The sequence below is a fragment of the Pseudomonas sp. Sample_14 genome, assembly GCF_004307515.1.
Lineage (GTDB): Bacteria > Pseudomonadota > Gammaproteobacteria > Pseudomonadales > Pseudomonadaceae > Aquipseudomonas > Aquipseudomonas atacamensis.
The window spans coordinates 1-22,429 of record NZ_RCOC01000009.1; the positions used below are offsets into that span (position 1 = coordinate 1).

The following is a 22,429-nucleotide window of genomic DNA, read 5'->3' on the forward strand; positions in this document are numbered from 1 at the left end:
ACCCGAGCCTGCGAGGGCCGAACGTAGGAGCAAGCCTTTTGGGTTACCTTTTTGGCGTTTGAAAAAGGTGACCCGCCGTAAGGGCGGAACCCTAAGCAGCCGTTACCGCAGCAACGGATATGTACTCGGTCAACCGAACAAATCATCGCTCGACAACAAGCCTTCGCGAGCAGGCTCGCTCCCACAGAAATCGCAAGCGTACTGAAGGCTGAATCAATCCCCTACCCCTCTTCCCGCCCTTTGCCTTCACGATCACCACGGTAATGCCTGGCCAGCGGAAAATCCGGCAACCACGATTCACGCCGCACAATCCAGCTCTCATAGGTCGGCTTCAACTGATCCGGCGCATCCAGCGCGCCGAGGTTCACCTCGACCTCATCAGCACTGCGGTTGAACACGGAAGAACCACAGCGCGGACAAAAGTGCCGCCCCTGGTACTCATGGGTTTCGCCGGTAATCGTCACCGCGTCCACAGGAAATATCGCCGAGGCATGAAACAGCGCACCGTGGATCTTGCGACAGTCCAGGCAATGGCACAGTCCGATCCGGTAAGGCTCGCCAGAGGCTTGAAAACGCACATCGCCGCACAGGCATCCGCCGGTAAATGCAGTCATGGTTCAGCTCCATCGCGCTCGTGGTGTCACGCCCCCAGAGCCTATAACAGTCGGCGCTGCAATGCAGACGATGTTTCAGATGAAAGAACTCAATGTTGCCGCACTGCAACGGGCATTCGCCGGCCAGAGCTAATACACTCAGGGCGCTGACCTGCCGGGACGATCACGATGAAACACCCCACAGCGAAAACCCCCGAGAAAGCGCCGCGCTTCTGGCGCGACGACGCCCTGCCCTTCATCGAAGCGCGGGCGATCGCGGATGGGCGAGAAGTCTGCTATGCGCGGCATTCCCATGCGCATTTTTCCATCGGTGCGATCACCGCCGGGCGCAGCACCTATGTGCATGAGCAGGCGCAGTATGAGGTGGCGGCTGGCACCGTGGTGCTGATGAATCCCGGCGATGTGCATGCCTGCAATCCGATCGATGATCAGCCTTGGTCGTACGTGATGTTGTATGTCGAAACGCCGTGGCTGACGGATTTGCAGCATCAGCTGGGGTTTGCGGCGGAGCTGGAATTTCGACGGTTCTCCGATACGCATCTGACCGATGCCGAGCTGTTTGGCAAATTGATGGGGTTGTATGAGGTTCTGCTCGACGACCAGGTGGAGGCGCTGGCGAAACACAGCGCAGCGGTTGAGTTTTTCAGTGATTTGCAGGTCCGCCTGAATCCAGCGGACGAGCCCGTTGCCGAGCCGAATTTCAAGCTGGAGCGCGCCGCTGATTTCATCCGTGGACATTGCACCGAAGTGCTGAGCCTCGAGGCAATTTGCGCGGCGGCGCAACTATCGCCGTCATACCTGATTCGTGCGTTCAGGCAGCGTTACGGGATGACGCCCCATGCCTTCCTGGTCAACCAGCGCATCCAGTTCGCCCGCGAGCGTTTGCGCAGCGGCCAGTTGATTGCCGATGTCGCGCTCCAGGCCGGGTTTGCCGATCAGGCGCATTTTCAACGAGCGTTCAAACAGCATCTGGCGGCGACGCCGGGGCAGTATCGCGGCTGACTCCATACTCGAAGTTGAACCCTGCCCCCCTTGTGGGAGCGAGCCTGCTCGCGAACGCGGTGTGTCATTCAACACTTCGCTGACTGATCCACCGCATTCGCGAGCAGGCTCGCTCCCACAGGGGGTTGTGGTGAGCCTGTGAATCAAGTGAACAGCAAATAAAGCGCACTCACCGCCAGCAACAACGCCATCAACCGATTGAACCAGCGCATCACCGCCGCATTGCTCAGATACCCGCGCAAGAACGTCCCGGCATACGCCCAGCAGCCCACCGACAGATAACAGATCACCAGATACACCGCCGCAAACTGCCAGACCAGCCGCGCCTCGCCATCAGCGACAAACGCGCCCATGCCGGCCACGCATGCCAGCCAGGCCTTGGGGTTAAGCCATTGCATCACCGCGCCATAGAGCATAGACGGCGCGCGGCCGGATTCGCTGGTGTTCAACTGGCCGTCATCGCTGGCCAGTTTCCAGGCCATGAACAACAGAAACGCCACCCCGGCCCATTGCACCACGCGGGTCATGAATGGCCACGATTGCAGGACTTCATGCAGGCCCAGGCCCATAAGCACCAGCAACAGCACAAAACCCAGCGTCGCCCCGGCCACATGCCGCTGGCTGGCGCGGAAACCGTACTGCGCGCCTGAACTCAAGGCGACGATATTGACCGGCCCGGGGGTGATGGATGCGGCGAGGGCAAACGCCGCCATGGAAAGAATCAGACTCATTGCACACCTGCTTCAAACGAGGAACGAGGTGGCTACGGTAGCGAGCGGGGGATTTGCGGTATTGAAGAAAATGACCCTGAGGCTGCAAATCTGATCGTTCCCACGCTCTGCGTGGGAATGCAGCCCGGGACGCTCTGCGTCCCATTCAGAGCGTGGGAACGATCGAAACCTACAAGGGGCAATCAGGCCAGGCGCGGCACGGTGAAGCGGAATTCGCTGCCCTGCCCCGGCTCGCTCTCGGCGACGATCTGGCCGCCATGGGCTTCGACGATGCCTTGAGTGATGTACAAACCCAGGCCAGTGCCGGTCGGGTTGCCTTCCTTTATCGTCCAGTAGCGATCAAACACATGCGGCAAGTGCTCCTTGGGAATGCCTTCGCCACTGTCACGCACGATAAACACGATCTCGTCGCCCACCGATTTGGCGTGCACGCCGACGGTGCCCATGCGCGGGGTGAATTTGATGGCGTTGCCCACCAGGTTCGACAACACCTGAAACAGCCGCTCAGGGTCGGCGTGGATGCGCAGGTCAGGATCGGCCTGGAAGGAAATGCTGATGTCCTTGTCATGGGCCAGCGGCGACAGCAACGCTTGGGCCTCTTCAAAGATGTGCCCGACCTCCAGCGCCTGCGGGGTGATGGAGTAGCGCCCGGCGTCGATTTTCGAGGTATCGAGCAGGTCTTCCAGCAACGTGTTCATCCGCGCCGTGGCCTGCTGCATGGTGTCGATCGCCGTGGAAATGCGCCGTGAGGTGTGCGCGCCTTCCGAGCTGAAGGCTTTCTGCATCATGCCGCAGAGCATCGAAATCACCGTCATCGGGTTGCGCAGGTCGTGCGAAACCACCGCCACCAGATCATCGCGCGCCTGCACCGCCTCCTGTTCACGACGTACCTGACGGGCCAGATCGTTTTCCAGCGCCGAACGGCGCAGGTCATTGGCGGCGAACCGGTCACCGTGGCTCCACTTGGCGGAGATCCCGGCCATCTCGACCTTCCAGATCTCAAACGAGGTACGCGGACGCAGGCGCATCCCGGCGTCGGAGTTTTCCAGATCCAGCGGCTTGCGCGGGTCGCCGCTCCAGTTGATGTTTTCCTTCACTTCCGGACGGAACCACAGCACGCCGTTGTCCACCGGTTTCGGCAGGCTCATGGCAAGCACACCACTGGCTACCGACTGATACTGCGCCGCAGGTGGGTAAACGCTGGACAGGTGATGGCTGGCGAACACCGGCTCGCCGCGCGCCTGCAACCACTTGTGCAGCGCGCGAATTTCTTCCGGTTCAGGGCAGTTGCCGTAACGGTGCAACTGCTTGTCTTCGATGATCGCAATGCCGCCGGCATTGACCAGCGCCATCAGCGTCGCTGGCTGCTGGGCGAGGCCGTCGAAGACGTTTTGCGGCGAATCGACCATCGCCTGATTGAGCCGCGCCAGCGCTTCGACCTTCTCTTCGCGCTGGCGGGTCAACTCAAGGGTTTCCATGGCGCTGATCTGCAATGACAGAACCTGGCCGATGGTCTGGCAAGCCATGCGCAATTCATGCGGCACGTGCAGCGGCTGGCGATTGCCGCAGCTGATCAGGCCCCAGAGCTTGTCGCCCTTGAGCAGGGAAATGCTCATCGACGACAGCACGCCCATGTTCTTCATGTACTGGCAGTGAATCGGCGAGACGCTGCGCAGCGTGGCGAAACTGAGGTCCAGCGGCGTCTGCGTGTCCGGGCGCAGTTTCGGCACCAGTGGCACCGGCTGATAATCGGCGTTGGGGATGATCCGCAGCCAATTGGTGCGATACAGCTCGCGCGCCTGCTCGGGAATGTCCGAAGCCGGGAAGAACAGGCCGTTGAACACTTCCATCGATGGATCGGACGCTTCGGCGATGACCTGACCGTGGCCCTCCTCCTCAAAGCGATAGATCAGCACCCGGTCGTAACCGGTCATGGCCTGGATTTCCTTGACGCTGATGTCGTACAGGGCCTGCAGCGTGGTCGCCGCTTGCAGGCGCTGGAGCATGCGGCCCAAGTGGGTATTGACCCCGGCGACGTTGCGCGGCTGGAAATTCTTCACGTGAATTTCCAGTTCGAGAATCAGCACGCCCTGATGGCGGTGCAGCAAACCTTCGAATTCAGTGCCGTTAAGCTCGAAACGCAGGGGCGCTGCCTCGGAGAACGTCGCCTCTTGCAAGGCTTGCAGCACTTGCGCGGTGTGTTCGGCGCCGATCAGGCTGTGCAGCGGCTGGCCGATCAAGGATTCGGGCGCGCGGGCCTGCAGGGTTTCGACGTTGGCGCTGACCTGAATGATCTGCAGCGCAGGCTCGGTCAGGGTCAGCAGCAGACCATGGGGCTGGATCGCGCCGGGAAAGCGGATCGGCTCGTCGGCACAGTTGGCCAGCAGTTCTTCAAAGGCTTGTTGGTCTTGCGGGTTCATGCCAGTACCTCCTGGCGCTCGAGCCACTGCTCGAAACAGCTGAATGTGGTTTGTGCTGCGCTGACCACGGCCGCGCGTTCGCTGGCCGCCATGGGCCGGTTGCTCAGGTATTCGATGAACTCGCGCCAGCGCCGCCCGGTGGCCGCGCCGTAGACATCGAGGAAGGCAGCGCCATTGTCGGCGTCCAGATTCAGCCGCGCGGCGATCTCGCGACGCAGGATCTGCCCGCCGAGGGTCGCGCCTTCGAGTACGTACAAAACGCCGAGACTGGCGGCGCTGGAGTCAATGACTGGCAGATCTTCACACAGCGGCAAATCATCAGCGGTTGCCCCCAGTGCCCGCAGGTCCGCACGCAGGGTGTCAGCCTTCAGACGAGGCAGCAGATTGAAATCGTCCGGGACCGCGCCACTGGCGAGCAACGCCTGTTCGAGCGGCTGATAGAACCCGTAATAGGCCTGCATCAAGCGCTCGAAAGCGGGGGTATCGAGGGTGTCGGAGAAAAAAGGAAGGCGTTTTTCCAGTGCAATGTGCAGTTCGGCTGTGCCGGCCCGCAGATCTTGCAGCACCGGTGGCACATAAACCTCACGGGCCTTTGCTTGCATGTAGATCGCTCTTGGTGGGACCCGGCAGGGGCCATTCTGGGTGGGCTCGACGTGGGGGGAATTTATCACGCCACGCAGCTTTTTCTGCCTGCCGAAGCGTTTTTTCTGTCGAACTGCGACCCTATGACAGGTTCAGAGTGGCGCCGGATCAGAAAAGTTCGACCGACGCCATTATCCTGCCACTGCTGACCACCTCAATCAGCGCCGTCGTTCTGCACCGATGGATCGCCGTTGGCCGGTACGCTGCTGTCGACAACGGGTTTCGAAGGATTGTTTTTTTCGGCCCCGGGATAACCGGGCAGACCGCGAGTATCGTCCGGCGTCATGACATCCTCGTTATCGCGACTAACGTCCCAGTCGGTGGTGGCGTTGGGGTCTTCATCGCGCCCGGCCGTGCCGATGGCGAAGCCGTCGTCGTTGGGATTGACGGTTTGGTTAAGCGCTTTGTCGTTGCTGGATGGGTTGCTCATGTGTGCCTCCAGAACACGTTGATCGGACTTGTTTGGAAACGCCTTGGCCGCTCAAGTGCAATGGACAAGACCAACGGTGCATTCGCGGGGCACTGGTCGCCCGGCGTGAACCACCGCAACGGCGCACGGTTCTCAAGAGAAACACTTGCTCGAGCACTGTCATGAGCCACCCGCGATTCGGCATTGAGGAAGAGTACTTTCTCACTGACCTGCAGAGCCTGCGCATGATCGGTAGTCCGCCGCCACAGGCCATCGAGGCTTGCCGGGCGGCGCTGGGTGTGTGGTTTGCCACAGAGATGTTCCAAGGCCAGATCGAAGTGGCTTCGCCGGTGTTCAGCGATTTCGAGCACGCCAGTGATTTTCTGCGAGGCAGCCGTCAGGCCTTGCGCACGGCCCTGGAGCCATTTGCTCTGGGCATGCTCAGCGCCGGCAGTCATCCGCTGGCCGACTGGCGCGAGCAGGTTCCGACCGACGAGGAACATTTCCAGTATCTGTTCGAACGCTACGGCCATGTCGCCCGCCGCAGCGTGCTGTCGGGGCTGCATGTGCACGTCGAGGTGGCAGAGCCGCTGGATCGCATTGCGGTGATGAACGAAGTGCTGCCGTGGACGCCGCTGCTGTTGGCGCTGAGCTGTTCGTCGCCGATCTGGGATGGCGCCGCCAGCGGCTTCATGAGCTATCGGCAGACCGCGTGTGACGAGTGGCCACGCATGGGCATCCCGCCGCTGTTCGCCGATCAGCGCCATTACGACGAGCACTTGGCGTTTCTCACGCGCATCGGCGCCATCACTCAGCCAGGCGAATGCTGGTGGGGAGTGCGTCCGGCCGCGCGTTTTCCGACCCTGGAACTGCGCATGACCGACGCTTGCCCTCGGGTCGACGATGCGCTGACCCTGGCGGCGTTTTTCCGCGTATTGGTGGCTCATGCCAGTGCACAGCGGCGGCCCGGTTTGCTGTACGACCAGACCGCGCGTTCGATGCTTGAGGAAAATCGCTGGCGGGCCAAACATCAGGGGATTCATGCGCGCTTTTTGGTCGAAGGCATCGACGGCGACTGTTCGCTCGCGCAGTGGCTGGAGCTGGCCGAGCAGCGCTTTGCCGAGACGGCGCAGATACTGGGCGCGGCGCAGTTGTTCGAGCGTGCCCGGGCGATCATCGACAGCGGCACCAGCGCCGACCGGCAACTGGCGCTGTTCAACCTCGCGTCTGAACAAGCGCAAAACGGCCGCTCGGCCCTCGGGCAAGTGGCCGAGCTGCTGCTTCAGGAAACCGCAGGTTGATCGCTCTCGGACGGACCTTTGAGTTCGACCTGATTGCCGTCCGGATCAAAACAGTAAAGCGACAAGCCGTAACCCTCGGCGCCGAAACGCCTGGCGGCTTTCTCCACGGTCACCCCGAACGATTGCAGGTGTGCGATGAGCGCGGCTTCATCGAACGGTTCGATGCGCAGGCAGAAGTGGTCGACATTGCGTCGCTGCGCCTGCGCCGCGCCACCGCCCTTGCGCCCGAGTTCGCCGTGCAAGTCGATCAGATCGATCATCGACGTGCCAGCGCGCAAATGCACCAGCCCCAGCGGCTGGTTATGCCTGACCACTTCGGCGCCGAACACGTTGGCGTAGAAATCGATGCTGCGTTGCAGGTCGGCGACGCGCAGGACGATATGATCGATGCGCTGAATGGAAAACGGCTGCATGGTTTGGCTTCCTCGAAAGCGGCGACCCGCTCATTGTGCTGCACAAGGGAAAAAATTCACTGTCGATTTTTCGGTGGAGCCATCGACAAAGCGGATTTACTCTCTGGCCATGAACATACCAGCCGCTGTCCTGCCGCCACACGCCGAAATGGTTCGCGCCATGCTCGAGCGCGACACTGCCTATGAAGGCGTGTTCTTCACCGCCGTGAAAACCACCGGGATCTTTTGCCGTCCCAGTTGCACGGCGCGCAAGCCGAAACCGGAGAACGTCGAATTTTTCGCCCACGCCGACGAGTGCCTGTGCGCCGGTTACCGCGCCTGCCTGCGCTGTAAACCGCTGGACGCAGCAGCCATCGCTCCAGACTGGGTGCAGCGCCTGCTCAATGCGGTGGACGCCGATCCCGAACGGCGCTGGAGCGATGCGCAACTGCTCGCCGAGGGCATCGAACCGCTGAAACTGCGACGCTGGTTCAAGCAGCATTTCGGTATGACTTTCCACGCTTGGCTGCGCACACGGCGCCTCGGCATGGCGCTGGGCGGGATCAGGCAAGGCACGTCGATCGATCACGCGGCGTTCGACTCCGGCTACGAGTCGCTCAGCGGTTTTCGCGATGCGTTTCAGAAGTCCTTCCACATCACCCCGGGCCGTGCGGCCAACAGTGAGCCGTTGCTGTTCACACGCCTGACCACGCCGCTGGGGCCAATGATCGCCATGGCTGAGCAGCGTGGGCTGGTGTTGTTGGAGTTTCTCGATCGACCGGCGCTGACCCGTGAAGTCGAAGCCCTGCAAAACCGTTACGGCTACGCGGTTGCGCCGGGGCACAACGCGCACTTGCAGCAGATCGAGGTGCAACTGGCGGATTACTTTGCCGGCAAGCTCACTCGGTTCAGCGTGCCGCTGCACCTGCCCGGCAGCGCTTTTGCCCGTGAGGTGTGGGCGGCGCTGCTGCAAATTCCCTATGGCCACACCAGCACGTACGGCGCCATCGCGGCAGGCCTGGGCAAACCCGGCGCCAGCCGTGCCGTCGGCCTGGCCAACGGGCACAATCGCCTGTCGATCGTGGTCCCGTGCCACCGAGTGATCGGCGCCGACGGCTCGCTGACCGGTTATGGTGGCGGACAACCGCGCAAGGCGTTCCTGCTCAGGCTGGAAAACGCCGCGCTGCAAATGACTCAACAATTGGCTTTTTGAGCCATGCGATCCAACGCGCAAGTAGGGATTTCGATGAGTACGTCCGTATCACCGCAACATGGCTGACATGTATGAGATGGCCAGCGCTTTTCTGGCCGCGATAGACACTGACTGGCAGCGCCATATCAGCGCCGTCGGCCCGTGCCTGCATCAGCCACATCCAGCGCGCGATCCCTATGAATCGCTGGTCCGGGCGATTGCCTATCAGCAACTGCACGCCAAGGCCGGCGATGCGATCCTTGGGCGTTTGATGGGGTTGTTCCCCGGCCAGTCGTTTCCGCGTCCGCAGCAGATTCTGGCTACCGAGGTCGAGCGACTGCGTGCTTGTGGCTTTTCAGCGAGCAAGATCGCGACGATTCAAGGGATTGCCCAGGCGACGCTGGACGGCGTGGTGCCCGATTACCCGACTGCACGGGCGATGGACGATGAAACCCTGATCGAACGCCTGACCAGTTTGCGCGGTGTCGGCCGCTGGACCGTGGAGATGCTGTTGATCTACAGCCTGGAACGGATGGATATCCTGCCGGCGGATGATTTTGGCGTACGTGAGGGATATCGGCGCTTGAAGGGACTGGAGCTGCAGCCGACGCGCAAACAGATGATCGAGATTGGCCAGGCGTGGAAGCCTTATCGGACGGTTGCAGCCTGGTATCTGTGGCGCGTGGCCAAGGCTTAGACCGCGTTATCGTTCTTCGCGAGCAGGCTCGCTCGCACACTGAATCAGCGTTCGGCGCTCTGTTTCCGCGCTTCTGGAGTGAGGGGGAAATCGAACTGGCGCTGCAAATCTTCAGCCTTGAGAATCTCGAACAAAGCCTGCGCCGCCGCCGACAGCTCATTGCCCGGCTCGGTCAACACGCCAATCGCCCGTTCGACAGAATCATTCAAGGTCAGGCAATGCGCACCGAGCTCGCGCATCTGCCCCGCGCACAATGCCGGCACCGCGCTGACCCCAAGCCCGCTGGCAACCATTCGCCCGACGGTCGCCAATTGATGGCTCTCGAACTCCACCGGCAACTTCATTCCGCGCGCCTGCAAATGCTCTTCGAGCATGACCCGCACGGTCGATGGCCGCTGCAGGGTGATGAACGGTTGCTCCAGCAAGGTATGCCAATCGATATCGGCGCGACCGGCCAGCGCTGAATCGGCCGGCACCACGGCGACAAAGCGATCGACATACAGCGGCGTGAACGTCATCGATGTGCTCTGCATCGGCGCGAACGCCACACCGAGTTCAACCTGACGATCGCGGACCATTTCCAGCACTTGCTCGTTGATCACGTCGTTGACCGTGACGTTGACGTTCGGATAACGCGCGCGGAAGCTCTTGAGAATCGGCGGCAGCAGATTGCCGGCAAATGACGGCATCGCCGCCAGCGTCACGCGTCCGCGTTGCAGGCTGAAACGCTGGCGCATCTCGTCTTCGGCGTTGTCCCAATCGGCGATCAAGCGGCGCGCCAGCGGCAGCAGGGACTCGCCTTCCGGGGTCAGCGCGACATTACGCGTGTTGCGGCTGAACAAGCGCCCTCCCAGCCCCTCTTCCAGGGCTTTGATGGTCAGGCTCAGCGCTGACTGCGACAGGTGCAGACGCTCGCAGGCCACGGCGAAGCTCAGGCTATGGGCCACGGCGAGAAAGGCACGGATCTGTTTGATGGTCATGTCGCTTTGCTCCAGTTGCAAGCTGCAAGCGTCAAGCTGCAAGCTGCAAGCTGTGATGCGATGGCCCTGATCGTTCCCACGCTCCTGCGTGGGAATGCAGCCCGTGACGCTCCGCGTCACTGGACGCGGAGCGTCCCAGGAGGCATTCCCACGCGGAGCGTGGGAACGATCATCGCCGAACGCGTATTAGTGAGCTTTATCAATCAATCAACCGTAAAAATCAACTTAACAAATATATTCCGCAGAGAGACACTTCAGTCATTCGGCTAGCCAGCCGCCCGCAAATAATAAAAGAGGTGCCTATGGCAGGTTTCGACAAGCGTGTGTATTCCTACGAGGAAGCGATGGCCGGGCTGGAAGACGGCATGACCGTTATCGCCGGCGGCTTTGGTCTGTGCGGCATTCCGGAAAACCTGATCGCCGAGATCAAGCGCAAGGGCACCCGTGACCTCACCGTGGTATCCAACAACTGCGGCGTCGATGGTTTCGGCCTTGGCGTGCTGCTCACCGACCGCCAGATCAGCAAAGTCATCGCTTCCTACGTCGGCGAAAACAAGCTGTTCGAAGAGCAACTGCTCAAGGGCGAGATCGAAGTCATCCTTACCCCGCAAGGCACCCTCGCCGAAAAAATGCGCGCGGGCGGCGCTGGCATTCCGGCGTTCTTCACCGCCACTGGCGTTGGCACCCCGGTTGCTGAAGGCAAGGAAGTGCGGGAATTCAAGGGTCGCAAGTACCTGATGGAAGAATCCATCACTGGCGACTTCGCCATCGTCAAAGGCTGGAAGGCCGACCATTTCGGTAACGTCGTTTACCGTCACACCGCGCAGAATTTCAACCCGCTGGCCGCGACCGCCGGCAAGATCACCGTGGTCGAAGTCGAGGAAATCGTCGAGCCCGGCGAACTCGACCCGACGCAGATCCACACCCCGGGCATCTACGTCGATCGAGTCATTTGCGGCACGTTCGAAAAACGCATCGAACAGCGCACCATCCGCAAATAATTCAGGCCTACGGAGAACAACAACATGGCACTTACCCGCGAACAAATGGCTCAGCGCGTCGCCCGCGAAATGCAGGACGGCTACTACGTGAACCTCGGCATCGGCATTCCGACCCTGGTCGCCAACTACATCCCCGAAGGCATGGAAGTCATGCTGCAATCGGAAAACGGCCTGCTCGGCATGGGCCCGTTCCCGACCGAAGAAACCATCGATGCCGACATGATCAACGCCGGTAAACAAACGGTGACGGCACGGATCGGCGCGTCGATCTTCAATTCCGCCGAATCCTTCGCGATGATCCGCGGCGGCCACGTCGACCTGACCGTCCTTGGTGCATTTGAAGTCGACGTTGAAGGCAACATCGCTTCGTGGATGATCCCAGGCAAACTGGTCAAGGGCATGGGCGGCGCGATGGATCTGGTGGCCGGCGCCGACAACATCATTGTCATCATGACCCACGCCTCGAAGGACGGTGAGTCCAAGCTGCTGGCCAAATGCAGCCTGCCGCTGACCGGTGCCGGCTGCATCAAGCGCGTGCTGACCGACCTCGCCTATCTGGAAATTGAAAATGGCGCTTTTGTCCTCAAGGAACGCGCACCTGGCGTCAGCGTCGAGGAAATCGTCGCCAAAACCGCTGGTAAACTGATCGTCCCGGATCATGTACCGGAAATGCAGTTCGCTGCCCAGTGAGGAATTCGCACATGCAAGACGTCGTCATTGTTGCCGCCACGCGTACCGCGATCGGCAGTTTTCAGGGCTCCCTGGCCAATGTATCCGCTGTAGACCTGGGCGCGGCGGTGATCCGCCAGTTGCTCGAGCAGACCGGCCTCGACGGTGCGCAGGTCGATGAAGTGATCATGGGCCAGGTGCTCACCGCTGGCGCCGGGCAGAACCCGGCACGTCAGGCCGCAATCAAGGCGGGGCTGCCCCATGCCGTACCGGCCATGACCCTGAACAAGGTTTGCGGTTCGGGCCTCAAGGCTCTGCACCTGGGCGCGCAAGCGATCCGTTGCGGCGACGCCGAGGTGATCATCGCCGGCGGTCAGGAAAACATGAGCCTGTCCAACTACATCATGCCGGGTGCGCGCACCGGTCTGCGCATGGGCCACGCGCAAATCGTCGACACCATGATCAGCGATGGCCTGTGGGATGCGTTCAACGATTACCACATGGGCATCACTGCCGAGAATCTGGTCGACAAGTACCAGATCAGCCGCGAACAGCAGGACGCCTTTGCTGCCGCGTCTCAGCAGAAAGCCGCCGCCGCGATCGAGGCCGGGCGCTTCGTTGATGAAATCACGCCGATCCTGATCCCGCAGCGCAAAGGCGATCCGGTGGCGTTCAAGGTCGACGAGCAGCCACGCGGCGATACCAGCGCAGAATCTCTGGCGAAACTGCGTCCGGCGTTCAAAAAGGACGGCAGCGTCACCGCTGGCAACGCCTCGTCGCTGAACGACGGTGCCGCTGCTGTGATTCTGATGAGTGCCGAGAAAGCCATATCGCTGGGCCTGCCGGTTCTGGCGAAAATTGCTGCGTATGCCAACGCTGGCGTCGACCCGGCGATCATGGGCATCGGCCCGGTATCGGCGACCCGCCGCTGCCTGGACAAGGCCGGCTGGAACATCGACCAGCTCGACCTGATTGAAGCCAACGAAGCGTTCGCTGCGCAATCGCTGGCCGTGGCCAAGGACCTGCAATGGGATCTGGACAAGGTCAACGTCAACGGCGGCGCCATTGCCCTCGGCCACCCGATCGGCGCATCAGGTTGCCGCGTGCTGGTGACATTGCTGCACGAAATGCTCAAGCGCGATGCGAAAAAAGGTCTGGCGACCTTGTGCATCGGCGGCGGTCAGGGCGTGGCATTGGCGCTGGAACGCGCCTGATACGGAGTTCAAGGTTGACGGCGGATCCACGACATCCGCTGTTGGCTGGCAACAAAAAACCCGGTGCGATTTGCGTTGCACCGGGTTTCTTTTTGCCTGTCTACGATCGGTGGTGAATGTTCTGGCCCCTTCGCGAGCAGGCTCGCTCCCACAGGGAAATGCATTCCAGAATGTGGGAGCGAGCCTGCTCGCGAAAGCGCTTGTTCAGGCGACAACCACTCAAGGCTTGCGCAACAGATAGGTATCCATAATCCACCCATGCTCCGCCCGCGCCGCTTTGCGCACCCGTTCGATCTCATCGGCGACATCCGCCAGCCGACCGCTGAGCAGAATCTCGTCCGGCGTGCCCAGGTAAGCGCCCCAGAAAATCTCGGTCTGCCGATCCGCCACCCGCTGGTAGGAATCCTCGGCATCAAGCATCACCACCAGACTGTCCGCTTCACCCACCTGCCCCGCCGCCAATCGCCGGCCTGTGGTGATTTCTACTGAGCGACCAATCGTGTTCAAAGGTATTTTGTGCTGCGCAGCCAGGGCCTGAACGCTGGTGATCCCCGGTATCACTTCGTATTCAAACTGACAGCGGCCTGATGCCTGAAGCGCCTGAAGAATCCGCAATGTGCTGTCGTATAACGCCGGATCGCCCCAGATCAGAAACCCGCCGCACTGGCCGTCGGACAATTCTTCATTGATCAGCTGTTCGAAGGTCTGCTGCTTGGCGCGATTCAGTGCATCGACGCTGGCCGTGTAGTCGACATCGCCGCGCTCGCGCTGCGGGCTGCTGGCTTCGACAAAGCGATAAGCGTGGTCGGTGATGTAGCGCTCGCAGATCTCTCGGCGCAGGTCGATCAGCGTCTGCTTGCTCTGGCCTTTATCCAGCAGAAAGAACACATCGACCCGATTCAGCGCTTTCACCGCCTGCATGGTGATGTAGTCCGGATTGCCGGCGCCAATGCCGATGACCAGCAGCTGTTTCATCAGAATTCCTCGTCAAGGGCCATGCCCGGCAAGCGTAGTCGCCAGATGCCATTGAAGCGCAAGTCGATCATCCCCAGAGGCTCGATGTCGATTGCATTGAACGCCGCGCCTTGCAGCACCTGCATCAGCGCCGCGCGCATGACGAACGGATGGGTGACCGCCGCTATATGCCCTGGGGTTTCGGCGATGGTGTCCAGCCACATTGAGACCCGCTGCGTCAGTTGCCTGACTGATTCGCCGCCATGGGGCGCCGCTTCAGGATCGGCCAGCCAGGCTTGCAAAGCCTGGTTTTCGTTGGCTTGCAGATCCTTGATCGACTGGCCGTGCCAGCGTCCCCAATCGCAATCGCGCAGGGCTTGATCAATCTGCGCATCGACGCCAAACCATGCCGCCGTTTGCTGAGTTCTCAACTCCGGGGCACACACCAGCCGCCGTGTTACCGCCAATCGCGCCCTGAACGCGTCGGACGGAACAGCCAGATTTTCAACAGGCTCGTCCGTAGGAAAACGCGCTAGTTTCTGTGCGACGGTTCGCGCATGGCAAATCAGTGTCAAACGGCTACTTGGCACAAGCAGGTTCTCGGTCGAAAGATAAAACAAACAATGGCACATGGCCGATATGCGTCGCATTGTGCCGCAAAACCTCGGCGTTCAGGGTTGTCACCGGCCCGTCGCTGAGTTTGGGATAGGCAATGTCTGACACAACAATCGGCAAAGGACTACAACAGTGCGCTACTTCGACGTAGCCCTTATTACACGGGCACCTTGCACAGTTTTGGTGCTCGAAAAACCTGTACAAAAATTAGCTAGACATGTAACACCCATTACATAAATACTCGTTTAACGGATTGTGAAACGAATTCGACACCCCATCCAGCAGGAGCCCGGATGCCCCCTCTCAGAGACCTGATCACCGATCCCGGCCTGGACCTGACGCCATCGGAGCGCAAAGTCGTTCGCGCCCTGCTCGATCAGTATCCACGCAACGGTCTCGGGCCTATGGCGCGACTGGCCGAACATGCCGGCGTCAGCGATCCGACCATCGTGCGTCTGGTGAAAAAGCTCGGTTTCGGCGGTTATGCCGAATTCCAGGAAGCCCTGCTCAGCGACATGGACCATCGCCTGCGTTCACCGCGCACGCTGTTGCAGCCGCGCTCGCAGCAGAACAAGGACGATGCCTGGGCGCATTACCTGGCGGACAGCCAGCGCTTGCTGATCGACACTCAAGCCCTGACCCAGCCTGAAGATGTGCGCATCCTCGTGGAATGGCTGCTCGACAGCCGCCATCAGGTCTACTGTTTCGGTGGCCGCTTCAGCATTCTGCTCGCCAACTACCTGCTCAACCACCTGCGTCTGCTGCGTCCCGGCTGCTTCGCCCTGGAAGACAACGCCCTGCTGCCCGACCGCTTATACGATCTGCAACGTCAGGACGTGGTGCTGGTGTTCGACTACCGGCGCTACCAGACCCAAGCTTTGCGCGTTGCGCAGGCGGCGAAGAACAACAACGCGCGAGTGGTGTTGTTCACCGATGTCTACGCCTCGCCGCTGCGCGAATTGGCCGACCTGATCATCAGCGCGCCGGTGGAATCGGCGTCGCCGTTCGACACCATGGTGCCGGCGCTGGCGCAGGTCGAGGCGTTGATTGCCTGCCTGACCTTGCGCGTGCCGGACCCGGCCGATCGCCTGGAAGGCATCGATGCCCTGCGCAACGACTTTGCGACTCACCTGCTGGAGGACAAATAAGGATGTTCAGCCTTCCCCACCGCTCGCCTCGGGACCTGCCGTTTGCGACCAACCACACCGCTTTGTTGCTGGTGGACATGCAGCGCGCCTGGCTCGAACCGCAATTCGACCCACACCTGAGCGAGCCGGATGCCGAGTATTTTCTCCAGCGCACGCGCAGCCAGGTGGTGCCCAACCAACAGCGTCTGCTGGGCGCCTTTCGTCAGGCGCAGCAGAACGTGCTGCACACGATTATCGAAAGCCTGACCGCCGACGGTCGCGACCGCTCGCTGGATCACAAACTGTCTGACATGCACTTGCCCAAGGGCAGCGTGCAGGCTCAGGTCATCGCTGAGCTGACCCCGACCGAAAACGAAATCGTGCTGCCGAAGACATCCTCCGGGGTGTTCAATTCAACCAACATCGATTACGTGCTGCGCAATCTGCAAACCCGGCATCTGATCATCGCCGGCATCGTTACCGACCAGTGCGTCGACATGGCCGTGCGCGATGCCGCCGATCGTGGCTATCTGGTCACGCTGGTGGAGGATGCCTGCGCCACTTACACAGCTGAACGCCATCACGCCTGCCTCAACGCGATCAAGGGTTACTGCTGGATCACCGACACCGAAACCGTGCTCGGCCGTTTGCAGGAGATGCAGCCATGAGCCCGCGCCTGACGCCTTTACCGATGACCACGCTGGTGACAACCGACCTGATCGGCATTACCCGTGGCCGCTCGTTTCCCAGCGATGAGCTGGAGCATTACCAGGCAGCGGGTTGCGGCTGGGTCCCGGCCAACAGTGCGTTGACGCCGCAAGACATCATCGCTTCGAGCAATCCGTGGGGCGCGTATGGCGACCTGCGGCTGATTCCCGATCTGAGCAGCCGCGTCACTGTCGGCAGCGGTCCGGATGCCAATGCGCCGGTGCTGGATTTCATTCACGCCGACATTCGTGAGACCGACGGCCAGGCATGGGGCGCCTGCCCGCGCACATTGCTGCGCGATGAAATCGAGCGCTATCACGATGAGTTGGGGTTGCAAGTCAACGCCGCCTTCGAACATGAATTCAACCTGCACGCAGGTATTGCCGAACACGCGGCGTTCTCTCTCGAAGCGCAGCGTCAGGGCGCCGAATTCGGCGGCTGGCTGCTCAGCGCCCTGCGCGCCGGCGGCGTCGAGCCGGAAATGTTTCTGCCGGAATACGGCAAGCACCAATACGAAATCACCTGTCGACCGACTCTTGGCGTAGCCGCAGCGGATCGCGCAATCAACGTGCGCGAAATCACCCGGGAAATCGCCCGGCAAATGGGCCTGGATCTGAGTTTTGCGCCGAAGACTGCCGCCGAGGCGGTGTGCAACGGTGTCCATCTGCACCTCAGCCTGCTCGATCTGGCCGGCCAGCCGATGCTCTACGACGCTGGCACCAGCAACGGCCTGTCGAGCATCGGTCAGCACTGGGCTGCCGGAGTCCTGCATTTTCTACCGGCGCTGTGCGCATTCACCGCGCCGACGCCGCTGTCCTACCAGCGTTTGCAGCCGCACCACTGGAGCGCGTCGTACGCCTGCTTGGGGCAGCAGAACCGTGAAGCGGCGCTGCGCATCTGCCCGACTGTGACCTTGGGCGGCAAGTCCGCCGCGCAGCAGTTCAACCTGGAATTCCGCGCCATGGACGCTACCGCCTCGCCGCATCTGGCCATGGCTGCGCTGCTAATTGCCGGGCGGCTGGGCATCGAACAGCGTCTGGCGCTGAACGCGGTTACCGATGAAATTCCCGATTCACTCAACGATGAGCAACGCAAGGCCCGGGGCATCGTCGCCCTGCCCGCCTCGCTGGCCCAGGCGCTGGATTGCCTGCGTGACAGTGCAGCCTTCAACGAATGGCTGCCCAAGCCGTTGCTCGACACTTATTACGCCCTGAAAACCGAGGAACTGGCGCTGACGGAACAGCTCTCGCCCGCTGACCTGTGTGAGCACTATGCACGCCTGTACTGAATCCGCCGAGCTTGGGTTGTACACCCGCCCGGTCTACAACCTGAGCCGCGAGGACTCGACGAACCCGTTGATCCTCGTGTGCGAACACGCCAGTCGCTACATCCCCGACGCCCTGAACAATCTGGGCCTGGACGCGGCAGCCGCACGCGAACATATCGCCTGGGACATCGGCGCGCTGCAACTGGCCGAACAGTTGTCGGAACAACTCGGCGCTACGTTGCTCAGCGCCAATTACTCACGGCTGCTGATCGACCTCAACCGCCCGCGCCATGCGCCGGACAGCATCCCGCTGCAGAGCGAGATCTACCCGATACCCGGCAATCGCGAGCTGGATGAGGCGACCCGCGAGTACCGGCGCCAGACGTTGTTTAAACCGTTTCACACGCGCTTGCAGATGTTGATCGACGAGCGCATTGCCAAAGGTCTGCCGGTGCGGGTGGTCGGTGTTCACAGTTTCACCCCGGTGTATTACGGCCAGCCGCGACCACTGGAAGTCGGCGTGTTGTTCGGCCAGGCCCAGGACTATGCTCAGCGCCTGCTCGACGGGCTGCAAGCGCACCCGCTGAAAGTCGCGGGCAACCAGCCGTACAAAATTGACCCGCTGGGCGATATGACCGTGCCCGTGCACGGTGATGCCAGGGGCCTTGAGGCGGTGCTGATCGAGGTGCGCAATGATCTGCTGCGCAGTTCCGAAGCGGTTTCGCGCTGGGCAGGTTACCTCGCACCTTTGCTGTAAATGACGGACCGATAAAACATAAACCGACCGATGGCTGACAAGGAGTTGCGCTTCATGGAAATTGAAGAATTCGGCTACAAACAAGAGTTGAAACGTAGCCTGACGCTGACCGATCTGGTGGTGTACGGGATGATCTTCATGATCCCCATCGCCCCGTTCGGTGTGTATGGCTACGTCAACGCCGAAGCACCGGGGATGGTGCCGCTGGCGTACATCATCGGCATGGTGGCGATGCTGTTCACCGCGCTGAGTTACGGCAGCATGGCCAAGGCCTTTCCGGTTGCCGGCTCCGTATATTCCTACGCGCAACGCGGGCTTAATCAACACGTCGGCTTTATCGCTGGCTGGCTGATGCTGCTCGATTACCTGCTGATTCCACCGCTGCTGTACCTGTATTCGGCGATGGCGCTCAACCATTTGTACCCGGACATTCCCAAGGTCGGCTTCATCCTGGCGTTTCTGGTCAGCGCGACGTTCGTCAACCTGCGCGGCATCACCTTCACCGCGAGGATGAACATGCTGTTCCTGCTGGCACAACTGGTGGTGCTGGGCATCTTCCTGTTCTACGCCTGGAACGCCCTGCACAACGGTGGCGGTAACGGTGAGCTGACGCTGGCGCCGCTGTATCACCCGCAAACCTTCAACTTCGCCCTGCTGATGCAAGCCGTGTCCATCGCCGTGCTGTCGTTCCTCGGCTTCGACGCGATCTCCACCCTCGCCGAAGAAATCAAGGAAGATCCGGGCCGCAGTGTCGGCAAGGCAGCGTTGATCACTCTGGCAGTGATGGGCACGATTTTCGTCGTACAGACGTGGATCGCCACCGATCTGGCGGCAGGCATGGGTTTCAAATCCGCCGACACCGCGTTTTATGAAATTGCCGAAATCGCCGCTGGCAGCTGGCTCGCGACCCTGACCGCCGTCGCCACGGCGCTGGCCTGGGGCGTTGCTGTAGCGATCACCTCGCAGGCCGCCGTCTCGCGCCTGCTGTTCGGCATGGCCCGCGACGGCAAGCTGCCGAAGGTGCTGGCCAAGGTCCACCCGAAACACAACACGCCGTACCTGAGCATTTATCTGGTGGCGGTGTTGTCGCTGCTGATCTGCTACCTGTTCATCGACGCGGTCGACATTCTCACCTCGCTGATCAACTTCGGCGCCCTCAGCGGTTTCATGCTGCTGCACCTGACGGTGATCAACCACTACTGGCGTCGGCAGAAGTCGGGGCAGTTTGTGCGCCATCTGCTCTGCCCGGTGATCGGCTTCGTCATCGTTGCCGCCATCATGTACAACATGGGCGTCGATGCGCAGAAACTCGGCCTGATCTGGATTGCCCTGGGCCTGGTGTACCTGTTCTTCCTCAACAAGCTCGGCGCCAGCACAGCGCTGCCCGATCCGAGCAAAGGCTGACAAGAAAAAGAGCGGCGTCTGACAACAAATCAGGCGACCGCCGATTCAACGCGTGGAAACCGACAGTGATAGTCAGGTTCGGCGAATCGGCCGAACCTTTTGATACAGGAGTACATCCATGCTGGTCTTACGCCCAGTCGAGCAGAATGATCTGCCCCAGCTACAGCGCCTGGCCCGCGAGAGCCTGATCGGCGTGACCTCGCTGCCGGATGACAGCGAGCACCTGCGCGAGAAAATCGCCGCGTCGTGCGCGTCCTTCGATAGCGCCACCCAGGCGCAGGGGCCGGAGAACTACTTCTTCGTGCTGGAAGATCTCGAACACCGGCACTTGGTCGGCTGCTCGGAAATCCTTGCCACCGCCGGCTTCAAGGAGCCGTTCTACAGCTTGCGCAACCGCCATTTCACCAGTGCTTCGCGGGAATTGAACATCGAGCACGGCGTACCGGCGTTGTCGCTGTGCCATGACCTCAGCGGGCATACCTTGTTGCGCGGTTTCCACATTGACGCCGCGTTGGTGCGCACGCCGTTTTCTGAACTGCTGTCGCGGGCGCGCCTGCTGTTCATTGCTGCGCATGCACAACGCTTCTCCGAGGCGGTGATCACCGAAATCGTCGGCTACAGCGACGAGCAGGGTCACTCGCCATTCTGGGATGCGCTGGGCAAGCATTTCTTCGACCTGCCGTACGCCGAAGCCGAGCGTCTGTGCGGTTTGCAGAGCCGCACGTTCCTCGCCGAACTGATGCCGCAATACCCGATCTACGTACCGATGCTGCCGCCAGCGGCGCAGGACTGCATCGGCCGCGTGCACCCGGACGGCCAGGAAGCCTTCGACATCCTCGCGCGGGAAGGCTTCGAAACCAACAGCTATATCGACCTGTTCGACGCCGGCCCGACCCTGTATGCGCGCACCGCGAACATTCGTTCGATCGCTGGCAGCCAAACGGCCATCGTCCGCCAACAAGCATCGACCGACGCCCGTGGCCGTTACCTGCTGAGCAACGACGCCCTGCATGACTACCGCGCGATGGTCACCGAACTCGACTATCACCCCGGTCAGCCGCTGTCCCTGACACCCGCCATCTGCGCGGCGCTGAAGGTCAGCGATGGCAGCTCGATACGGCTGGTCGCTCTGTGAGCCGCGTTAGCCATCCGCGCCTGAATCGGTCCGCCAAAGGAGTTGGAGCATGATTGTCCGTCCGGTAAAAGTCAGCGACCTGCCTGCCTTGATGACCCTCGTCGAACAGGCAGGGCCAGGTTTCACCACCCTTCCTGCCAACGAGGACCGCCTCGCACATCGAGTGCGTTGGGCACAGCGCGCATTCGCCGAACAGGTGGAGCGCGCCGATGCCGATTACCTGTTTGTCCTCGAGGATGATGAGCAGCGCGTGGTTGGTGTCAGCGCGATGGCCGGCGCCGTTGGCCTGCGCGAGCCCTGGTACAACTACCGGCTCGGCGTAACCGTCAGTTCGGCACCGGACCTGGGCATTCAGCGGCAGATCCCGACATTGTTCCTGAACAACGAACTGACGGGCCAATCAGAGCTGTGCTCGCTGTTTCTGCGCCATGACCAGCGCAACGGCAGCAATGGCCGCCTGTTGTCGCTGGGTCGTCTGTTGTTCGTCGCCGAATTTCCGCACCTGTTTGGCGAGAAGATGATCGCCGAACTGCGCGGCAGTGCCGATGAAAACGGTTGCTCGCCGTTCTGGGACAGCCTCGGCCGGCACTTTTTCCAGATGGATTTCACCCACGCCGATCACTTGTCCGGCCTGGGCAACAAAGCCTTTATCGCCGAACTGATGCCGCGCCAGCCGCTGTACACCTGCCTGCTCACCGAACAGGCGCAGGCGGCGATCGGCCAGACGCATCCGAACACTCAACCAGCGTTGAAAATTCTTCAAGCTGAAGGCTTTGCGCACAAAGGCTATATCGACATTTTCGACGGCGGCCCGGTCATCGAGGCGCCAATCCGCAGCATCCGCACGGTGCGCGACAGCCTCGAACTGACCCTGAGCCTCGGCACCCCCGACGAGCAGGCGCCGCTGTGGCTGATTCACAACCGCCGGCTGGAAAACTGCCGCATCACCGCGGCCCACGGTCGACTGGTGGGCAACAGCCTGGTGGTCGACCGACTCACCGCCAAGCGCCTGCAACTTCAGCCGGGAAATTCGGTGCGCGCGGTGCTCCTGCTCCATCAACAGCAACATGCCGTGGCGGCCTGATATTTCCGGCACGGGAGATTAAACCTTTCAGCCGCCAGTCCTGCCGCGCAAATTCGTCATGATTCTTGACCCATTCGCGTGATAGCCTTTTCATTCTTCGGCGTTGACACCTTT

At 61.3% G+C, this 22,429-nt stretch carries 23 protein-coding genes; 14 read left to right on the forward strand and 9 right to left on the reverse strand.

Annotation, left to right across the window (positions count from 1 at the left end):
* Positions 1-221: 221 nt before the first annotated feature.
* Positions 222-614, reverse strand: coding sequence for a GFA family protein (locus D8U61_RS01670; RefSeq protein WP_130926310.1), 393 nt, complete (start codon positions 612-614; stop codon positions 222-224).
* A 168-nt stretch (positions 615-782) separates the two neighbouring features.
* On the opposite strand from D8U61_RS01670, the gene D8U61_RS01675 reads away from it, so the two are divergent.
* Positions 783-1,616: an AraC family transcriptional regulator gene (locus D8U61_RS01675; protein ID WP_130926311.1), complete on the forward strand. Its 834-nt coding sequence runs from the start codon at positions 783-785 to the stop codon at positions 1,614-1,616.
* Between the two features lie 143 nt (positions 1,617-1,759).
* On the opposite strand, the gene D8U61_RS01685 is transcribed toward D8U61_RS01675, so the two are convergent.
* From D8U61_RS01685 to D8U61_RS01700, 4 genes are all read right to left on the reverse strand, one after another.
* The gene (locus D8U61_RS01685; protein ID WP_125926023.1) at positions 1,760-2,347 is read right to left on the reverse strand and encodes a LysE family translocator; all 588 of its coding nucleotides are present in this window, start codon (positions 2,345-2,347) and stop codon (positions 1,760-1,762) included.
* A gap of 182 nt (positions 2,348-2,529) precedes the next feature.
* The gene (locus D8U61_RS01690; protein WP_125926022.1) at positions 2,530-4,767 is read right to left on the reverse strand and encodes an ATP-binding protein; all 2,238 of its coding nucleotides are present in this window, start codon (positions 4,765-4,767) and stop codon (positions 2,530-2,532) included.
* On the reverse strand, positions 4,764-5,369 hold the full coding sequence (locus tag D8U61_RS01695; RefSeq protein ID WP_071171835.1) for a biliverdin-producing heme oxygenase: 606 nt from the start codon (positions 5,367-5,369) through the stop codon (positions 4,764-4,766). The genes D8U61_RS01690 and D8U61_RS01695 overlap by 4 nt, the downstream gene beginning before the upstream one ends.
* 194 nt (positions 5,370-5,563) lie before the next feature.
* Entirely contained in the window at positions 5,564-5,839 is a 276-nt protein-coding gene (locus D8U61_RS01700; RefSeq protein WP_071171834.1) for a hypothetical protein, read from the reverse strand.
* Between the two features lie 161 nt (positions 5,840-6,000).
* Between D8U61_RS01700 and D8U61_RS01705 the strand changes: the two genes are divergently transcribed.
* Positions 6,001-7,119: a carboxylate-amine ligase gene (locus D8U61_RS01705; protein ID WP_130926313.1), complete on the forward strand. Its 1,119-nt coding sequence runs from the start codon at positions 6,001-6,003 to the stop codon at positions 7,117-7,119.
* On the opposite strand, the gene D8U61_RS01710 is transcribed toward D8U61_RS01705, so the two are convergent.
* On the reverse strand, positions 7,101-7,532 hold the full coding sequence (locus tag D8U61_RS01710; RefSeq protein WP_130926314.1) for a VOC family protein: 432 nt from the start codon (positions 7,530-7,532) through the stop codon (positions 7,101-7,103). The genes D8U61_RS01705 and D8U61_RS01710 overlap by 19 nt on opposite strands.
* 109 nt (positions 7,533-7,641) lie before the next feature.
* Here D8U61_RS01710 and D8U61_RS01715 point away from each other — a divergent pair, with 109 nt between their 5' ends.
* Positions 7,642-8,724, forward strand: coding sequence for a bifunctional transcriptional activator/DNA repair protein Ada (locus tag D8U61_RS01715; protein ID WP_130926315.1), 1,083 nt, complete (start codon positions 7,642-7,644; stop codon positions 8,722-8,724).
* Between the two features lie 58 nt (positions 8,725-8,782).
* Complete coding sequence (locus D8U61_RS01720; RefSeq protein ID WP_130926316.1) at positions 8,783-9,400, forward strand: DNA-3-methyladenine glycosylase; 618 nt, start codon at positions 8,783-8,785, stop codon at positions 9,398-9,400.
* A 44-nt stretch (positions 9,401-9,444) separates the two neighbouring features.
* Here the strand turns inward: D8U61_RS01720 and D8U61_RS01725 are convergent, their stop codons facing one another.
* The gene (locus D8U61_RS01725; RefSeq protein ID WP_125915926.1) at positions 9,445-10,380 is read right to left on the reverse strand and encodes a LysR family transcriptional regulator; all 936 of its coding nucleotides are present in this window, start codon (positions 10,378-10,380) and stop codon (positions 9,445-9,447) included.
* A 302-nt stretch (positions 10,381-10,682) separates the two neighbouring features.
* On the opposite strand from D8U61_RS01725, the gene D8U61_RS01730 reads away from it, so the two are divergent.
* From D8U61_RS01730 to D8U61_RS01740, 3 genes are read left to right on the forward strand one after another with little or no spacing between them, the layout of a single operon-like run.
* A complete protein-coding gene (locus tag D8U61_RS01730) occupies positions 10,683-11,381 on the forward strand; it encodes a CoA transferase subunit A (RefSeq protein ID WP_016774135.1) in 699 nt (232 codons plus the stop codon).
* Positions 11,382-11,405: 24 nt separating this feature from the next.
* Positions 11,406-12,071: a CoA transferase subunit B gene (locus D8U61_RS01735; RefSeq protein WP_016774134.1), complete on the forward strand. Its 666-nt coding sequence runs from the start codon at positions 11,406-11,408 to the stop codon at positions 12,069-12,071.
* 11 nt (positions 12,072-12,082) lie between these two features.
* A complete protein-coding gene (locus tag D8U61_RS01740) occupies positions 12,083-13,264 on the forward strand; it encodes an acetyl-CoA C-acetyltransferase (protein ID WP_125926018.1) in 1,182 nt (393 codons plus the stop codon).
* A 219-nt stretch (positions 13,265-13,483) separates the two neighbouring features.
* On the opposite strand, the gene cobF is transcribed toward D8U61_RS01740, so the two are convergent.
* Positions 13,484-14,239 carry a precorrin-6A synthase (deacetylating) gene (gene cobF, locus D8U61_RS01745; protein WP_125926017.1) on the reverse strand — a complete coding sequence of 252 codons (756 nt, stop codon included), beginning with the start codon at positions 14,237-14,239 and terminating at the stop codon, positions 13,484-13,486.
* Positions 14,239-14,649: a histidine phosphatase family protein gene (locus D8U61_RS01750; protein ID WP_306663001.1), complete on the reverse strand. Its 411-nt coding sequence runs from the start codon at positions 14,647-14,649 to the stop codon at positions 14,239-14,241. The genes cobF and D8U61_RS01750 overlap by 1 nt, the downstream gene beginning before the upstream one ends.
* 477 nt (positions 14,650-15,126) lie before the next feature.
* Between D8U61_RS01750 and D8U61_RS01755 the strand changes: the two genes are divergently transcribed.
* The 7 genes from D8U61_RS01755 to astA all read left to right on the forward strand — a co-directional run bounded on the left by D8U61_RS01755 (position 15,127) and on the right by astA (position 22,315).
* Entirely contained in the window at positions 15,127-15,981 is an 855-nt protein-coding gene (locus tag D8U61_RS01755; protein ID WP_056784613.1) for a MurR/RpiR family transcriptional regulator, read from the forward strand.
* Between the two features lie 2 nt (positions 15,982-15,983).
* Positions 15,984-16,628 (forward strand): isochorismatase family cysteine hydrolase, encoded by a 645-nt coding sequence (locus tag D8U61_RS01760; RefSeq protein WP_130903237.1) that lies wholly within the window; start codon positions 15,984-15,986, stop codon positions 16,626-16,628.
* Positions 16,625-17,956: a glutamine synthetase gene (locus D8U61_RS01765; RefSeq protein ID WP_130903238.1), complete on the forward strand. Its 1,332-nt coding sequence runs from the start codon at positions 16,625-16,627 to the stop codon at positions 17,954-17,956. Before D8U61_RS01760 ends, D8U61_RS01765 begins: the two co-directional genes overlap by 4 nt.
* Positions 17,940-18,692, forward strand: a complete 753-nt coding sequence (locus tag D8U61_RS01770) for an N-formylglutamate amidohydrolase (RefSeq protein ID WP_130903239.1) — start codon at positions 17,940-17,942, stop codon at positions 18,690-18,692. Before D8U61_RS01765 ends, D8U61_RS01770 begins: the two co-directional genes overlap by 17 nt.
* A 54-nt stretch (positions 18,693-18,746) precedes the next feature.
* Positions 18,747-20,096 (forward strand): APC family permease, encoded by a 1,350-nt coding sequence (locus tag D8U61_RS01775; protein WP_130901883.1) that lies wholly within the window; start codon positions 18,747-18,749, stop codon positions 20,094-20,096.
* Positions 20,097-20,214: 118 nt separating this feature from the next.
* Positions 20,215-21,231, forward strand: coding sequence for an arginine N-succinyltransferase (locus D8U61_RS01780; RefSeq protein WP_130926317.1), 1,017 nt, complete (start codon positions 20,215-20,217; stop codon positions 21,229-21,231).
* 49 nt (positions 21,232-21,280) lie between these two features.
* On the forward strand, positions 21,281-22,315 hold the full coding sequence (gene astA / locus D8U61_RS01785) for an arginine N-succinyltransferase (RefSeq protein ID WP_130926318.1): 1,035 nt from the start codon (positions 21,281-21,283) through the stop codon (positions 22,313-22,315).
* Positions 22,316-22,429 lie beyond the last annotated feature (114 nt).

What these genes read in the sequence shown, in the direction of transcription:
- D8U61_RS01670 (WP_130926310.1), bottom strand. Translation starts at nt 614, where the DNA reads ATGACTGCATTTACCGGCGGATGCCTGTGCGGCGATGTGCGTTTTCAA.
- D8U61_RS01675 (WP_130926311.1), top strand. Translation starts at nt 783, where the DNA reads ATGAAACACCCCACAGCGAAAACCCCCGAGAAAGCGCCGCGCTTCTGG.
- D8U61_RS01685 (WP_125926023.1), bottom strand. Translation starts at nt 2,347, where the DNA reads ATGAGTCTGATTCTTTCCATGGCGGCGTTTGCCCTCGCCGCATCCATC.
- D8U61_RS01690 (WP_125926022.1), bottom strand. Translation starts at nt 4,767, where the DNA reads ATGAACCCGCAAGACCAACAAGCCTTTGAAGAACTGCTGGCCAACTGT.
- D8U61_RS01695 (WP_071171835.1), bottom strand. Translation starts at nt 5,369, where the DNA reads ATGCAAGCAAAGGCCCGTGAGGTTTATGTGCCACCGGTGCTGCAAGAT.
- D8U61_RS01700 (WP_071171834.1), bottom strand. Translation starts at nt 5,839, where the DNA reads ATGAGCAACCCATCCAGCAACGACAAAGCGCTTAACCAAACCGTCAAT.
- D8U61_RS01705 (WP_130926313.1), top strand. Translation starts at nt 6,001, where the DNA reads ATGAGCCACCCGCGATTCGGCATTGAGGAAGAGTACTTTCTCACTGAC.
- D8U61_RS01710 (WP_130926314.1), bottom strand. Translation starts at nt 7,532, where the DNA reads ATGCAGCCGTTTTCCATTCAGCGCATCGATCATATCGTCCTGCGCGTC.
- D8U61_RS01715 (WP_130926315.1), top strand. Translation starts at nt 7,642, where the DNA reads ATGAACATACCAGCCGCTGTCCTGCCGCCACACGCCGAAATGGTTCGC.
- D8U61_RS01720 (WP_130926316.1), top strand. Translation starts at nt 8,783, where the DNA reads ATGGCTGACATGTATGAGATGGCCAGCGCTTTTCTGGCCGCGATAGAC.
- D8U61_RS01725 (WP_125915926.1), bottom strand. Translation starts at nt 10,380, where the DNA reads ATGACCATCAAACAGATCCGTGCCTTTCTCGCCGTGGCCCATAGCCTG.
- D8U61_RS01730 (WP_016774135.1), top strand. Translation starts at nt 10,683, where the DNA reads ATGGCAGGTTTCGACAAGCGTGTGTATTCCTACGAGGAAGCGATGGCC.
- D8U61_RS01735 (WP_016774134.1), top strand. Translation starts at nt 11,406, where the DNA reads ATGGCACTTACCCGCGAACAAATGGCTCAGCGCGTCGCCCGCGAAATG.
- D8U61_RS01740 (WP_125926018.1), top strand. Translation starts at nt 12,083, where the DNA reads ATGCAAGACGTCGTCATTGTTGCCGCCACGCGTACCGCGATCGGCAGT.
- cobF (WP_125926017.1), bottom strand. Translation starts at nt 14,239, where the DNA reads ATGAAACAGCTGCTGGTCATCGGCATTGGCGCCGGCAATCCGGACTAC.
- D8U61_RS01755 (WP_056784613.1), top strand. Translation starts at nt 15,127, where the DNA reads ATGCCCCCTCTCAGAGACCTGATCACCGATCCCGGCCTGGACCTGACG.
- D8U61_RS01760 (WP_130903237.1), top strand. Translation starts at nt 15,984, where the DNA reads ATGTTCAGCCTTCCCCACCGCTCGCCTCGGGACCTGCCGTTTGCGACC.
- D8U61_RS01765 (WP_130903238.1), top strand. Translation starts at nt 16,625, where the DNA reads ATGAGCCCGCGCCTGACGCCTTTACCGATGACCACGCTGGTGACAACC.
- D8U61_RS01770 (WP_130903239.1), top strand. Translation starts at nt 17,940, where the DNA reads ATGCACGCCTGTACTGAATCCGCCGAGCTTGGGTTGTACACCCGCCCG.
- D8U61_RS01775 (WP_130901883.1), top strand. Translation starts at nt 18,747, where the DNA reads ATGGAAATTGAAGAATTCGGCTACAAACAAGAGTTGAAACGTAGCCTG.
- D8U61_RS01780 (WP_130926317.1), top strand. Translation starts at nt 20,215, where the DNA reads ATGCTGGTCTTACGCCCAGTCGAGCAGAATGATCTGCCCCAGCTACAG.
- astA (WP_130926318.1), top strand. Translation starts at nt 21,281, where the DNA reads ATGATTGTCCGTCCGGTAAAAGTCAGCGACCTGCCTGCCTTGATGACC.